The organism is Acinetobacter lwoffii, assembly GCF_049367455.1.
Taxonomy (GTDB): domain Bacteria; phylum Pseudomonadota; class Gammaproteobacteria; order Pseudomonadales; family Moraxellaceae; genus Acinetobacter; species Acinetobacter lwoffii_W.
Genome location: NZ_JBMPXW010000003.1, coordinates 1 through 15,222 on the forward strand (window position 1 = coordinate 1; position 15,222 = coordinate 15,222).

Annotated in this window: 11 protein-coding genes and 1 pseudogene; 7 read left to right on the plus strand and 5 right to left on the minus strand. The window is 43.3% G+C overall.

All coding sequences use genetic code 11. The features are described from left to right. The coding region (locus ACO1B7_RS14785) for a type II toxin-antitoxin system HipA family toxin (RefSeq protein ID WP_423090327.1) at positions 1-1,039 on the plus strand (1,039 nt) is incomplete at its 5' end. Beyond that, positions 1,032-1,313 carry a helix-turn-helix domain-containing protein gene (locus ACO1B7_RS14790; protein WP_004280265.1) on the plus strand — a complete coding sequence of 94 codons (282 nt, stop codon included), beginning with the start codon at positions 1,032-1,034 and terminating at the stop codon, positions 1,311-1,313. The genes ACO1B7_RS14785 and ACO1B7_RS14790, both read left to right, overlap by 8 nt. A 204-nt stretch (positions 1,314-1,517) precedes the next feature. Here ACO1B7_RS14790 and ACO1B7_RS14795 read toward each other — a convergent pair whose 3' ends face one another. From ACO1B7_RS14795 to ACO1B7_RS14805, 3 genes are all read right to left on the minus strand, one after another. Beyond that, complete coding sequence (locus ACO1B7_RS14795) at positions 1,518-2,966, minus strand: NAD-dependent succinate-semialdehyde dehydrogenase (protein ID WP_129717363.1); 1,449 nt, start codon at positions 2,964-2,966, stop codon at positions 1,518-1,520. A 16-nt stretch (positions 2,967-2,982) separates the two neighbouring features. After that, positions 2,983-4,245: a 4-aminobutyrate--2-oxoglutarate transaminase gene (gene gabT / locus ACO1B7_RS14800; protein WP_044110443.1), complete on the minus strand. Its 1,263-nt coding sequence runs from the start codon at positions 4,243-4,245 to the stop codon at positions 2,983-2,985. Positions 4,246-4,593: 348 nt separating this feature from the next. Next, positions 4,594-5,865 carry a Glu/Leu/Phe/Val family dehydrogenase gene (locus ACO1B7_RS14805; protein ID WP_180038875.1) on the minus strand — a complete coding sequence of 424 codons (1,272 nt, stop codon included), beginning with the start codon at positions 5,863-5,865 and terminating at the stop codon, positions 4,594-4,596. 328 nt (positions 5,866-6,193) lie between these two features. Between ACO1B7_RS14805 and pdxR the strand changes: the two genes are divergently transcribed. The 3 genes from pdxR (at position 6,194) to ACO1B7_RS14820 (ending at position 10,805) form a co-directional block, all read left to right on the plus strand. After that, positions 6,194-7,696 (plus strand): MocR-like pyridoxine biosynthesis transcription factor PdxR, encoded by a 1,503-nt coding sequence (gene pdxR, locus ACO1B7_RS14810; RefSeq protein ID WP_423090296.1) that lies wholly within the window; start codon positions 6,194-6,196, stop codon positions 7,694-7,696. A 417-nt stretch (positions 7,697-8,113) separates the two neighbouring features. Next, positions 8,114-9,568, plus strand: coding sequence for an amino acid permease (locus tag ACO1B7_RS14815; RefSeq protein ID WP_180038846.1), 1,455 nt, complete (start codon positions 8,114-8,116; stop codon positions 9,566-9,568). A gap of 367 nt (positions 9,569-9,935) precedes the next feature. Continuing rightward, entirely contained in the window at positions 9,936-10,805 is an 870-nt protein-coding gene (locus tag ACO1B7_RS14820) for an SDR family oxidoreductase (protein ID WP_138742733.1), read from the plus strand. Between the two features lie 234 nt (positions 10,806-11,039). Here ACO1B7_RS14820 and ACO1B7_RS14825 read toward each other — a convergent pair whose 3' ends face one another. Both ACO1B7_RS14825 and ACO1B7_RS14830 read right to left on the minus strand, forming a co-directional pair. Further along, entirely contained in the window at positions 11,040-11,972 is a 933-nt protein-coding gene (locus ACO1B7_RS14825; RefSeq protein WP_000743272.1) for an IS5-like element IS17 family transposase, read from the minus strand. A 55-nt stretch (positions 11,973-12,027) separates the two neighbouring features. After that, positions 12,028-12,666, minus strand: a pseudogene (locus tag ACO1B7_RS14830) (DUF4010 domain-containing protein); the annotation flags it as partial. A gap of 231 nt (positions 12,667-12,897) precedes the next feature. Here ACO1B7_RS14830 and ACO1B7_RS14835 point away from each other — a divergent pair. Both ACO1B7_RS14835 and ACO1B7_RS14840 read left to right on the plus strand, forming a co-directional pair. Continuing rightward, positions 12,898-13,947 carry an aromatic ring-hydroxylating oxygenase subunit alpha gene (locus ACO1B7_RS14835; RefSeq protein WP_216986016.1) on the plus strand — a complete coding sequence of 350 codons (1,050 nt, stop codon included), beginning with the start codon at positions 12,898-12,900 and terminating at the stop codon, positions 13,945-13,947. Positions 13,948-14,260: 313 nt separating this feature from the next. After that, positions 14,261-15,222: type II toxin-antitoxin system HipA family toxin (locus ACO1B7_RS14840; protein WP_423090328.1), on the plus strand; the 962-nt coding region annotated here is incomplete at its 3' end.

Genomic DNA, 15,222 nt, shown 5'->3' on the forward strand with positions numbered 1-15,222 from the left:
TGACCGTCAGCTTAATTTTTCTGAAAATACTCAGGAACAAGCAGACTGGGCGCTTTTAAAAGCGGGTGCAGGCAATCCGATTGGTAATTTACGGATTAAAGAGGCTTATGAATGGCTACAGGGGCAGTTCCCTGTTCAGCAGAATCATGGCTTTAGTCTGGACCAAGTCGTAGAACGTCAAGAAAAATTTATTGAATCCTTGGCCTCTTATGGACTTTTTATTGCCGGTTCTTCTGGTATTCAGGGCGAGTGGCCAAAATTACTGCTGACCCAAGGTCACGATGACCTGTTCTATCTGGATCACACGCTGACAGATGATCAGGTCAAACAGCATTGGCTGGTGAAATTCAGTCGTGGCAGTGATCAGAATCTAGATAAAATTTTGATGCACGAAGCCTTATATATGAAAATTGCCCAATACCTGGGACTTCGTGTTCATCAGGAACTGGAGCTGCATGGTAAGACTTTATTTATTCCCCGATTTGACCGTAAAGTCAGCGATGGGAAGGTTGAAAGAATTGCCCAGGAAAGTATTGCTTCTCTGGGAGGAAAAGCCGGTTTTGGGGTAAGAATGACCCATAACCAGATCTGTAGCCTGTTGATGCAATGCTGTACTGAACCAAAACAGGAAATCTTTGAATATTTGAAGCGTGATCTTGCCAATGTCGCTTTAGGCAATAAAGACAATCATACCCGTAATACAGCGATTCAACGTTTCAATAATGGAATCATTCAACTAACCCCATTATTTGATTTTGCGCCGATGTGGCTCCATCCAGATGGTATTGCCCGAACTACACGTTGGGAGCGAGATGATCATGGTGGCATGCCAATTTGGCATTCAGTCATTGAACAGATCGCCGAAAGCACGATGATTGATCCACAAGAAATCAAAGCGGTATTAATCGAGCAATTACCACTTTATCAGGGGTTACTCGAGCACATGCAGCATCTGCAATTGGCACCTGAAATTCTTGAAAATAGCCAGTATCGAATTAATAATATTTGCCAACAATTGGAGGAGCTGAATCATGGATAAACGCTTTAAGCCCCTGACCCCGATTCAACAGATGCAAAAGAGATTATCTGTACTTGAAACCGTCAGCAACAATCCTGACTGGCCTTTTCATCAGGTTGCTCGCTTCATTCGTACCGAGTTGCACCTCACACTCAACGATATGGCTAAAATTACCAAGATTGCTCCCCAGACTCTACAGAAAATGGAACAACCTGAAGGAAATCCAACACTCAAGTCTATGCAGAAATTACTGGATGCTTTTGGTTTAAAGTTAGAAATCAGGGTTAAATCCTGATGAGAAGCTGATGCTTTAATTGATATTTGCGGGAATTTTAGAGAAGAAGAATGGTTTAACAACTGAAAATATGCCCTGCTCCAATCTGTCTGTTAAATCCTTGCTCTATCACAGGAATCCCGGTTTAAATTAAACGCGGGATTCACTGGAGGCTGATATTTTCTTATCAGTTTTTTAATGAATACGTTTACTTTTTAAACGTCATTATGAAGAAATATCAACACAGAGATATTTCATTTCAAGATATTCATCCATACCGAATTTGGACCCTTCACGGCCTAATCCTGATTGCTTGACTCCACCAAATGGCGCAACCTCATTAGAGATAGCTCCGGTATTGATTCCCACCATACCGTATTCTAAGGCTTCGCCTACACGCCACTGACGTGCTGTACTTTGGCTAAATACATAGGTGGCCAGACCGAATTCCGTATCGTTCGCCATCTGAATTGCTTCTTCTTCAGTCTTGAAGCGGAATAACGGCGCCAACGGTCCAAAAGTTTCTTCTTTTGCAATACGCATCTGTTGGGTGACTTCAGTCAGAAGCGTTGGTTCGAAGAATGTACCGCCCAGATTTGAGCGCTGTCCACCGGTTTTCACCTGTGCGCCTTTGCTCACTGCATCTGCAATATGTGATTGCACTTTTTCAATCGCAGCCTCATCAATTAATGGACCTTGGGTAGAAGCTTCATCCCGGCCATCCCCGACTTTCAGCTTGGCAACAGCAGCCACCAGTTTTTCTACCAGTGCATCATAAATGCCATCTTGTACATAAATCCGGTTCGCACAAACACAGGTCTGCCCACTGTTCCGGAATTTACTGGCCATGATGCCCTGTACCGCCTGTTCAAGATTGGCGTCATCAAAGACCAGAACCGGTGCATTGCCACCAAGTTCTAAAGACAGTTTTTTGATGGTCGGTGCACATTGCTGCATCAGGATACGGCCGACTTGAGTCGAACCGGTAAAGCTTAACTTTTTCACAGTTTCGCTTTCACATAAGACCTGACCCACTGCAACCGCATCACCACTAACATGCAGCAATACATCTTGTGGCAAACCTGCGCGCAAGGCCAAAACTTCAAGCGCATAGGCGGTTAAAGGTGTTTGTTCAGCCGGTTTAACCAGCATGGAACAGCCAGCAGCCAGAGCTGGCGCGGCTTTACGGGTAATCATCGCCGCCGGGAAATTCCATGGCGTGATCGCAGCTGTTACCCCAATCGCCTGTTTAACGACCAATAAACGCTGATGGGCAAGCGTTGGTGTCAACACGTCACCATCAATACGGCGCGCCTGCTCGGCAAACCAGCGGATAAAGGAAGCGGCATAACCAATTTCACCACGCGCCTCAGCCAGTGGCTTACCCTGTTCAGCAGTCAGAATCTGAGCCAAAGATTCTTTATGTTCCTGCATCAGATTGAACCAGGCCCAAAGCACATCCGCACGTTCGAGGGCTGTCTTGGTTTTCCAGGCTTTTTGGGCTTGCTGAGAACGAGCTATCAGCTGTTCTACAGATGTCCGGTCATGGGATTTTACCCAGGCCAAAGTGGCTTGGGTTGCTGCATCTTTGACTTCAATATATTCATCCGTGGCAGGCTGATCGAAGCTGATATCAGGATGCTGTAATAAATCTCTATATTGCGCTTGAAGCATGATCATTACTCTTTTATTAGGCTGCGACAGACAGTGCAAACCCTTGTTTCAAGATAGCCAATCCCGCACGGAACTGTTCTGCCGGAATCGTGAGCGGGTATAGGAAACGGATTACATTACCATAACGACCGCAGGTCAGGATTAACAGACCATTTTGCATGGCATGGTTTTGTACAGCTTTTGCCTGTTCCGCAGTTTCAAGCTCAACCGCCACCATTGAGCCCAGTGCACGAATATCTTTGACCATGCTAGATGACATTTTCAGTTCATGTAAAACATCAACCAGTTCTGCGCCTAGATCATTCGCTCTTTCACAAAGACCTTCTTCTTCAATGATATCCAGTACCGCATGGGCAGCCGCAACAGCAACCGGGTTACCGGCATAAGTACCGCCCAATCCACCTGGATTTGGTGCATCCATGACTTCAGCACGACCTACAACGCCTGAGATCGGGAAACCGCCGCCTAGACTCTTGGCCATTGTAATCAGGTCTGCCTTGGTCTCATAATAATCCATCGCAAACAGTTTACCTGTACGCGCAAAACCAGACTGTACTTCATCAGCAATCAGTAAAATGCCGTTTTGATCGCATAATACACGCAAGCGTTTCAGGAATTCTGCTGGCACCACATTAAAACCGCCTTCGCCTTGTACAGGTTCAAGCACAATTGCTGCTACGTCATGCGCAGCAATATCTTCTGCGAAAATGTCTTCAATGCTTTGAATTGCATCATCAACACTAATGCCTTTGGATTCCACCGGATAACGGGCATGGAAAACACCACCAGGCATCACCCCAAAGTCGCGTTTATAAGGTGCAGTTTTACCGGTCATGGCCATCGTCATAAATGAGCGACCATGGAAACCATTGCCAAAAGTCACGATGCCATGACGGCCAGTATGGGCACGGGCAATTTTAACTGCATTTTCGACAGCTTCAGCACCAGTCGAAAAGAATGAGGTTTTTGCAGCACCTTGAATTGGAGCGCGTGCATTGATACGTTCTGCCAGAGCAACGTAACTCTCGTATGGTACAACCTGATAAGCCGTATGGGTAAATTTGGTTAATTGTTCAGTGACCGCAGCAATAATTTTAGGGTGACGATGGCCGGTATTCAGTACGGCGATCCCGCCCGCAAAGTCGATATATTGATTGCCTTCTGCATCCCAGATGGTCGAGTTTTCTGCTTTCTCTGCGTACCATTGACACATGACCCCAACACCACGTGGTGTTGCCTGCTGTTTACGTGCATTCAGTGCTGAGTGTTTACTGTCCATTTTGTATCCTCATTCTTGATTCATACGTTGTAAATTTTGCTATCCGGATCTTGGGATAGAAATTTGCCAAAGACTGGCTGATGTTGTTCATTTTGCGCTTTTACGCGTATGAGACGAGAGCCATTATTGAGTAATTCAAAGGAGCCAATTGATCTATTTAAAACGAGTAAAATAGTCAAAATATAAAATTATTTTATTTATAAACAATTATTTATATTTATAATGAAAATTGGCTCCTTTTTAAATAAAGAAGCCAATTTAAAAACCCATTGCAAAAATTTACGATGGGTCATCATGGATTAAATCTAGTCGTTTTTATGGATTAATTCATCTTGCAAAAAACTTCGCTTAACCCGGATAGATGCCGCGTTCCTGGCGTGCCATTAAAATACGTTCACAAGCCAGAATATAAGCGGCTGTACGCAAAGAACATCCGGCCTGAACTGCTTTTTGCCATACATCCTGTACCGCATTTTTCATACTGGCATCCATACGCTGGTTAATCTCTTCCTCAGTCCAGAAATAGCTGGCCAAATCCTGAACCCATTCAAAATAGCTGACCGTCACGCCACCCGCATTGCAGATCACGTCTGGCACCACCGTAATATGACGCTCACTCAGAATTTCATCCGCTTCAGTCAAAGTGGGACCATTGGCACCTTCCAGAATCATTTTGGCCTGAATATTTTGCGCGACCTGAGTATTAATCACACCTTCCAGTGCTGCCGGAATAAAAACTTCGGCAGGAATGCTCCAAAAAGCTGATGCAGAAATTTCATCACTGGCAGAAAATCCCTGAATTTTATGGTGGGCATTGGAGTATTCAAGCAGCTTTTTAATATCAATCCCCTCTTCTTGATACAGGGTGGCGGAATGGTCCTGAACACAGATCACTTTGCTGCCATTTTCCTGGAAAAGCAGCGCAGCTTCACTCCCGACATTACCGAAACCCTGTACACAGACCCGAGCATTTTTTAAATCCAGACCGATTTGCTGGGCAACTTCACGGCCGCTAATAAACACACCACGGCCTGTGGCTTTACTACGGCCTAAAGAACCCCCTAAATGCACCGGCTTTCCGGTCACTACACCAGTAATCGTAGAACCTGCATTCATGGAAAAGGTGTCCATCATCCAGGCCATGATTTGCGGATTGGTTCCTACATCCGGTGCCGGAATATCTTTTTGCGGTCCAATAATTAAATTGATTTCTGCCGTATAACGTCGGGTCAAGCGTTCCAGTTCGCGTTTGGAAAGCTGGCTCGGATCGACTCGCACACCGCCTTTGGCTCCACCAAAAGGTAAATTTAGAGCAGCACATTTGATTGTCATCCAGGCTGACAGAGCCATCACCTCATCCAAATTGACATCTGGATGAAAACGCACACCGCCTTTGCCCGGACCGCGGGTTAAATTGTGCTGAACACGATAGCCTTCAAAATGCTGAACCGTACCATCATCCATAATGACCGGGACATCGACAATCAAACTGCGCTTTGGGCGTCGCAGCATGTCCAGTCGTTCACTCAGCTCACCCAGATAAGGCGCTACTTTATCCAGTTGCTTAAGATAATTGTTCCAGGCCGTTGTACCTTGCTCGGTATAGGTCAATCCTTTCATCATCATGTTCATTCTATGATCCTTTTGTTATATGCAGTCGTATGTCCTGGCGGCTGCAACACATCTCTATTCGGCTGTTATGGCAATCATTGCTTGATTCAGGTCTTAGTTCAGCGCGCTCCAAACAAAATCAGTGTCTAGATTTTCCGCTTTAGTTTTAATCGGTATCTGTGTATATTGCCTGCCCGCCTGTATGCTCGCATTCAAGCCGCAGGTACATGATCAAAACGCATACAAGACACTTTACAATGACTGCCTGATCAGACTATTTTGCACCTAGCAATACCGCTCTCACGAGAGCCATTTCAAATTTGTAGGAGAGAGCCAATTGCGTAGCTTGCTTGGAGATTATTTACTGCAGCGATTGCAGCAAGATGTCACAGGAACATTACAGATGCGCCTGTTCCGCTGCTTGCGTAACGCGATTATTGATAGCGTATTGGCTCCCAAAACCCGCTTGCCTGCATCACGTGATTTGGCTAAAGAGATTCAGGTATCGCGTAATACGGTGTTAAATGCCTATGAACAATTACAGGCACAGGGTTATGTTGATGCCCGTACCGGTCAAGGTACCTGGGTAGTAGAGAAATTATCCGAATCCTTTTTGGTGAAGGCAGAACAGAATTCTCCTGCCGTTGCAGAAAAAAAAGCACAGCAAAATTATAATCTGTCGCAACGCGGTTCTTACTTGCTCGGCTATTCCGCGGCTTCGCCTTATCAATGGGGAGCCTTTGTACCGGGCGCACCCGATGTAACCGAATTTCCGCATCATATTTTCAGCAAAATCCAAACGCGTTTGAGCCGTGAACCTCAAGTTAACAACCTGATTTACAGCAATGCCGGTGGCTCCCTAGAACTGCGTCAGGAGCTGGCAGAATATCTGAAAATTGCCCGTTCAGTGCAGTGCGATGCTGATCAGATCATTATTACCGAAGGCACCCATCAGGCGATTGATTTGGTCTCGCGTACTTTAAGCGACATAGGCGATGAGGTCTGGATCGAAGATCCAGCCTATTGGGGCGCGCGTAATATTTTACGAATTAATGGCGTCAATCTACGTTCCTTACCGGTGGATCAGGAAGGGATTATTCCCGATCTGCATCCCAAGAAACCACCTAAACTGATTTTTGTGACGCCGTCGCATCAGTATCCTTTGGGCTCACATTTAAGTTTAGAACGGCGCAAACAGTTAATTGCACTGGCACGCCAGCACAATAGCTGGATTGTTGAAGATGATTATGACAGCGAGTTCAGGTTCTCGGGCCAGCCCTATCCTTCTTTACAAGGTTTAGAGCCGGATTCTCCGGTGATTTATATGGGGACGTTCAGTAAGACGATTTATCCGGCCCTGCGTATTGGCTATTTAGTGGTACCAAAACAGCTCTTTTCTTCATTGCGAATTGTAGCTTCGGAACTTTATCGTGGTGGTCACTTAATCGATCAGCAAACACTCGCTGAATTTATCCGTGAAGGACATTATGAAGCGCATATCCGACGAATGCGTTTATTGTATGGCAAACGCCACGCTTTTTTAATTGACCTGATTCGCCGACATTTAGGTGAAGATTTTCTGCATGAATACAATACCGCCGCCGGTTTGCATCTGATTTTAAAATTGCCCAGCAGCAGTGATGATGTCTTGATTGCATCCAAAGCGCTTGAACTGGGAATCAAGGTCAGAGCCTTATCGCAATACTATACCAAACATTATTCCACCCGGCAGAAAGGATTATTACTGGGCTTTGCCTGTGTGAGTGAACAGGAAATTCTGGTGGCTTTCGGGATATTGTTAAAGTGCTTGCGCGAGCATGGGATCCGCACTTTAACTTAGTAAAAACTCAGGGATCAATACAATTATATTTTTAAAATCAAAAAGCTTTTAATTTATTTTTAAAGGGAACGTAAACCTGCTTTTAGCCTGATATTTTAGGTAAGCTTTATTTTTCTGTAAATATTGCCTGCTTATATTTTTTATCTCTTAAGCCAATTGGCTCCTTTGAATTGCTCAAAAATGGCTCTCGTCACTTTACAACAAAAAAGAGAAATTAACCGCATACATGAACAGCATGTAACCGTACTTTAATCAAAGTGTGATCCTGTCTATAGGGCTACAAGGATTCATTTTATTAAGATTAACTTAATATTGGTCAAGCACTGATGAATTCGGTTACAGTTTCAAAGGATAAGATAGCGTAAGCCAAATAAGGAATTTTATTGCCGCTACGCTATTGATATTAAGGGAAATTATATGGCAGAACATCAACATTTCTCCAATTCCGAATCATCAAACGGCTTAAAAAACGGACTTAAATCACGCCATCTCACCATGATTTCAATTGCCGGCGTCATTGGTGGAGCACTCTTTGTCGGCTCCGGTAATGTCATCTATTCTGCAGGACCTGCTGCACTCATTGCCTATACTCTAGGTGGAATATTAGTTTTACTCATTATGCGTATGCTGGGAGAAATGGCGGTACTGAATCCCGACAGCGGCTCATTTTCAACCTATGCGGACCGAGGAATCGGGCGCTGGGCCGGATTTTCCATCGGCTGGTTATACTGGTCTTTCTGGACCTTGCTCATGGGCTGGGAAGCCTTTGTCGCCGGGAAAATCTTAAATAGCTGGTTTCCATTTATCCCGATCTGGGGCTATATGCTTCTGGTCACTGTAGCGCTGGTCTGGATTAACCTCCGTGACGTAAAAAACTTTGGTGAATTCGAGTTCTGGTTTGCCCTGATTAAAGTCATTGCCATTGTACTGTTTCTGGTGTTTGGTAGTTTGGCCGTGATGCACCTGTGGCCTTGGGGCGATGCCTCTATGCTCGGTGGTACAACTCATCTAACCGCTCAAGGCTTTATGCCTAATGGGTTTTCATCGGTGATCACGGCCTTATTGGGTGTAATGTTTGCTTATATGGGAGCAGAGATTGTCACCGTAGCAGCAGCTGAAACCAAAGATCCAGCCAAGGAAATTCGTAAGGCCGCTAATTCAATTGTATGGCGTATCATTTTATTCTATGTCGGTTCAATGTTGATTACGGTTTGCCTGATTCCACACAATAATCCTTTATTGAAAGATCCGACCTGGGGTACGTATAGCGTAGCGCTTACTGCACTCGGTATTCCAGAAGCACGCCATATTGTTAATTTTGTCGTGCTCACCTCGGTATGTAGCTGCTTTAACTCCGCACTTTATACCTGTTCACGCATGGTCTATTCCCTCTCCAAACGTGGAGATGCACCAAAGAGTTTCGGTTTAACCAACCGCAATAACAGCCCATGGGTAGGTGTCATCTTTTCAAGCCTGTTTTCTTTCGTGGCGATTTATCTGACTGCCACCGAAAGTATGAATATTTATGATGTCTTGATGTTAGCGACGGGTACCGTATCTTTATATGTCTATCTTGCTATTGCCATTTCTCAGCTTAAGTTACGTAAAAAACTGGAAGCTGAAGGACAAAATATTCCATTCAAGATGTGGTTATTCCCATGGCTCACTTATCTGGTCATTATCTTTATTGTCGGCGCTTTAATTACCATGATTATTGAGGGGACGTATTTTAAAGAAGTGGTTTATACCAGTGTGCTTGCATTATTTATTGTAGGCTTAGGCATCTGCGCACAAAAGTTTAACTGGGGTAAAACCTCAGTCAAAAAGGAAAAAGCAGCACAAGCCAGAATTAATTTAAGTGATAATCTTTAATTTATTTCTATAGAAATTTTTTAAATACATCAGAATGAATAAATGGAGAGTTAACAAACTCTCCATTTATTTTATATACAAGCCCAGTAAAAAAGGCCTATGTATGTCTAGATTTTAAATCTCCGTTGATACTTTACCTTTCCTAATCAAATTTCACCTTTCAAGACCACCTTAACTATTTAAGTGTAGCCAGAAGCTGTTCCATTAGCTTTTTCTGTTCTGATTGGTCAACCTGATCCGTTTCAATGAATAATTGATAAATCTCGAATACATTCTGTTATGAAATGTTGAGTCCAGCCTCATTTTGCCCAAAAGCTTCTAATATATTTTTTCTTATATGGCCACAATCATTGGAATTGGAAAAGATATGAATCATTATCCTGAAACCCCAGCTTCAACTGAAACCCAAGACCATCAACCTGGCGTGCAAACCCAAATGGACCCTGCACCGGAAATTATTAAACCGCATTATAAAGGCAGTGAAAAATTAAAAGGCAAAGTTGCCTTGATTACTGGTGGTGATAGCGGAATTGGCCGCTCTGTATCGGTCTTATTTGCCCGCGAAGGTGCAGATATCGCTATTTGCTATCTGGATGAAGATCAGGATGCACGGGACACCAAAAAAATGGTGGAAGATGAAGGCCGCCGTTGTCTGCTGATTCAATGTGATTTACAAGATCAAGATGAAATCAAGAAAATGGTGGAAAAGACCCTTCAGGAATTTAAAACGATTAATATTCTGGTCAATAATGCCGGGGTTCAATACCCGAAAGAAAGTATTACCGATATCTCGCCCGAGCAATTACTTAAAACATTTAATGTTAATATTCTGTCGATGTTCCACCTGACTCAGGCGGTGATTCCGCATATGCAAGCAGGTGACAGCATTATCAATACCACCAGTATTACCAGTTATCACGGACATGATCAGCTGATTGACTATGCCAGCACGAAAGGTGCCATCACTACATTTACCCGAAGCCTTTCCACCAATTTATTAAAAAATAAAACGGGCATTCGCGTCAATGGTGTCGCTCCGGGCCCAATCTGGACCCCACTCATTCCGAGCAGTTTTGATGAAGAACAGCTTAAAGATTTTGGTAAAAGTACCCCAATGGGCCGCATGGGCCAGCCAAGTGAAGTAGCACCGGCGTATTTATTTCTGGCCAGTGAAGAAGCCAGCTATATTTCAGGTCAGGTGATTCATGTGAATGGCGGCAGTATTATTAACGGCTAATCTGGCACAGAAGATAGCGGTTCTAGCTGACCGTTATCTTCATCTATTTAATCTTTGGATTTTCATATTTAAAAAAAATTGTTTTTATAAAATGTTTCCAACAAATACTTACCCTCGCAAAAGTAAGCTCTTGTTATAGTAATTTCAGCCAAACCTGATGAGGATATTAAGATGCTTAGAGGGGCTTTGTTGCACAAAGATTTGAAATACAAAGCGCCCCTAATTGAGCCAAATTTAAGGCGTAACTTGGGTAAGTGGTCGACCTAATTCCGTAAATCTGTTGAGGACTGCTACACGTGCATGAATTTCATTCACCTGACTAGGAAAGCTTCTTGCCATTAATTTATCGCCTAATAATTTGATGCAATGCATCTTGGTTTCCACCAAACTGCGGCGATGATAGCCTGACCATTTTTTCCATAATGTCCTGCCTAAACGTTTAACTGTTCGAAGTAATTCATTTCGCTCTAGCGAGCTACTCTTTGTATCTTTCCATGGTTTCGCATTTTTTCTAGGTGGAATCACCGCATGTGCTTGCCGATCTGCAATGACCTGACGGCATTGCTTGGTGTCATAAGCTCCATCGGTATAAACAGAGTCAATCTGCTCATCTTGTGGAATCTGATTAAGTAAATCACCAAGCACCTGTGAATCACTGACATTATTGGTTGTGAGCTGAATAGCGCGTATTTGTAGGGTTTTGGCATCTATACCAATATGTAGTTTACGCCATTGGCGACGATATTCAGCTCCATGTTTCTTGCGTTTCCATTCGCCCTCACCTAGAAACTTCATGCCTGTAGAGTCTACGAGTAGATGCAGCCCATCGCTACTTTTTTGGTAGCTGATTGCAATATCAATATGCTTTTGTCTTCTACAAAGCGTACTGTAATCTGGTGCGGTCCAATTTAATCCGCAAAGTTTAATCAGACTTTGCACAAAGCCAGTGACCATACGTAAAGATAGACGGAATAAGGATTTAATCATTAAGCAGCATTGGATAGCTGCGTCGGAGTAGGTTTGATTTCGCCCTTGTTTGCCTTTTGATGGAGCATACCATTGCGTAGCAGGATCAAACCAAATGGCAATATTTCCGCGACTCATGAGTGCTCGGTTATATGCGGGCCAATTGGTTGTGCGGTAGATTTTGTGTGTAGGCTTCTTCATTTGAAAATTATATCGCTGAAAAACCCTTTACAGATAGGTTTGTGCAACAAAGCCGTATTTCATTGATGGTCGTACTGTTATCCGCTTGGGGAGTTCGATAAATCAAGAATCCGGCTGCAATACATAAAATTCCGATCCCCACCAAACTCGGAATCAGCTGGAACTTGAACCACTCTACGCTCACTCCCAGAACAATCAGCAAGAGCTGTAATAAGGTGGCAATACAGGAGATCAATCCGGCGCCTGCATTTAATTTTGCACTGGCCCGCCCGGATCGGACTTGCATGCCCAAACTGGCAATCGTGGCCGTACTGGAGACAAATCCCGAGGCTAAGGCAGATAAAATGAGAGCCTTATCATTGGATAGGATTCGTTTTGCCACATGTGCCATGGACTGCACAATCAAGATTAAAATGAGTAGTTTAAGGATGATATAGGGATTCAGTACGGCGCCCCACAAGGGCTTATTGGGCATGACCGGCAACGCAATCAATATCAAAGCCAATAAAAGTAAGCCATCTCTTAACTCATAGCTTTGGATCGTTTTTCCGGCAAATTGATGCAATGTCTGTTTGCCCATCAGGATGATCGTGAGTAGAACCGCCATCCCTGCAGCAAGTGGGATATTCCATACACAGATAGCGCCAATGATATAAGTCATCAAAAAAGCCAGTTCAGTGGTAGAGCCGATATCGACAGCGCTAACATAGGCTTTAAAAGATTATTTTCAGCGAAATTTAAGCTTAGAAATATCCCATCTCAATATTTGCGTGGTTGAACATAAAAAACCTGGAAAGATGCTTATTTTGTTTTTAATCGCTGGTCAGTGTTCTGATTTACGCAATCCTATGTCCTATTAATTGAAATTTCATAGAACACATTGCTGTTTTATAGTCCAGCTAAAGGTCATGACACAGAACCCATTATGAATACAAATATCGCCGCTTTTAGTCCCGACTTACCAGTCCATATGACATTCGAGGAACATGACTGGAATCTTTTGGCTCAGTACTGGTATCCGATTGCACTTGCGCGTGATATTACAGATCAGCCAACAAGTAGCATGCTGCTTGATATGCCTCTGGTGATTTATAAAATGAACGATGAACTGGTGGTGGCGAAAGATGCATGTCCGCATCGCGGTGTACCTTTAAGCTTGGGAAAAAATGACGGCCAAGGCGTGGTGTGTCGTTATCACGGTTTACGCTTTGGCAATGAAGGTAAATGCAACCGTATTCCTGCACATCCTCAGCATACAATATCGGAACGTTTCCATTTGAAAACTTATGCTGCGGTAGAAAAGTATGGTCTGATCTGGTGTTCATTAAGCGCTACAAAAGATGCAGAACCTCATATTCCTAATATGCCTTTTTGGGATGATGCTGAGTATCAGCAACTGGTCTGCCCTCAGATAGACATTCAATGTTTTGCAGGAAGACAGCTCGAAGGTTTTATTGATGTGGCACATTTTGCCTGGGTGCATCCCGATACTTTTGGTGATCCGGAGGATGTAGAAGTTCCTGATTACAGTACGACAGAAACGGATGTTGGTTTTAATGCAGATTATATCAGTAGTGTGGGACGTTATCCGATCGGAACAGAGCAGCGTGGCCAGGAAGATTTTAAATGGTTACGTCATTTTGAAGTGAGCCTACCCTTTACTGCAACCCTTACGATTCATTTTCCGAATGATGCCAAGCAGGTCATCATGAATGCGGCTTCACCGATGACTGCACGTTCAACACGACTTTTTGCGCCTATTTGCCGCAATTATGATAAAGATTTACCGGTTGAAGATGCCTATGCATTCAATATGAAAATTTTCGAGGAAGATCGTGTGATTGTAGAAAATCAGAAACCTGAATATTTACCTCTGGATTTATCTTTAGAAGCGCATTTTCCGGCAGATCGGAGTTCAAGCATGTACCGAAAATTACTACGCAAACGGGGATTTAGTCCTTTATTTGCTGCTTAAAATTTTATTCAAAAGAAAAGCAGTTATAGGTAGTAAGGGCTAGATATCCCCAGATATTTAAAAAATTACAGGATTATTAAATTTATAAGCTATATGTCGATGTAGGTCTTTAGCCAAACTTATTTTTGGATGAATTGGGTTATATCGTGATTTCTATCAGGATACATCTTGTTATATAGCCTCATGGGTCTTGTATTCTAGTGAAGAAAGGCCTTTTAGAATGGTAAAGAACTTTTAGAAGATAAAATTAGTTTTTTATTAAAATAGGTATATAATAAATAAAATCACTTTACTTTACTATTTTAATAAAATTATGGATCAATATTGCACACTGCAGGTTTATCAGGAAGATGAATGGCTGGATTGCGCTATTGTTGAGATTGTCGGTCAACAACAAACTGGATGGCAAGCAGCCACGCGCACATCATATCTATTTGAATATGCTATTTCTTATATGAACCTAAGCGATGGGCATGCGCTAGCCTATCATTTACCAGTAAATGTGCAAAATACCTTGCAATCTACCTGGCCGGCCTTCCTGATGGATTTGTTACCTCAAGGTTATGGTCGTAAAGAATTACTCCGTCAGCTTAATTTTTCTGAAAATACTCAGGAACAAGCAGACTGGGCGCTTTTAAAAGCGGGTGCAGGCAATCCGATTGGTAATTTACGGATTAAAGAGGCTTATGAATGGCTACAGGGGCAGTTCCCTGTTCAGCAGAATCATGGCTTTAGTCTGGACCAAGTCGTAGAACGTCAAGAAAAATTTATTGAATCCTTGGCCTCTTATGGACTTTTTATTGCCGGTTCTTCTGGTATTCAGGGCGAGTGGCCAAAATTACTGCTGACCCAAGGTCACGATGACCTGTTCTATCTGGATCACACGCTGACAGATGATCAGGTCAAACAGCATTGGCTGGTGAAATTCAGTCGTGGCAGTGATCAGAATCTAGATAAAATTTTGATGCACGAAGCCTTATATATGAAAATTGCCCAATACCTGGGACTTCGTGTTCATCAGGAACTGGAGCTGCATGGTAAGACTTTATTTATTCCCCGATTTGACCGTAAAGTCAGCGATGGGAAGGTTGAAAGAATTGCCCAGGAAAGTATTGCTTCTCTGGGAGGAAAAGCCGGTTTTGGGGTAAGAATGACCCATAACCAGATCTGTAGCCTGTTGATGCAATGCTGTACTGAACCAAAACAGGAAATCTTTGAATATTTGAAGCGTGATCTTGCCAATGTCGCTTTAGGCAATAAAGACAATCATACCCG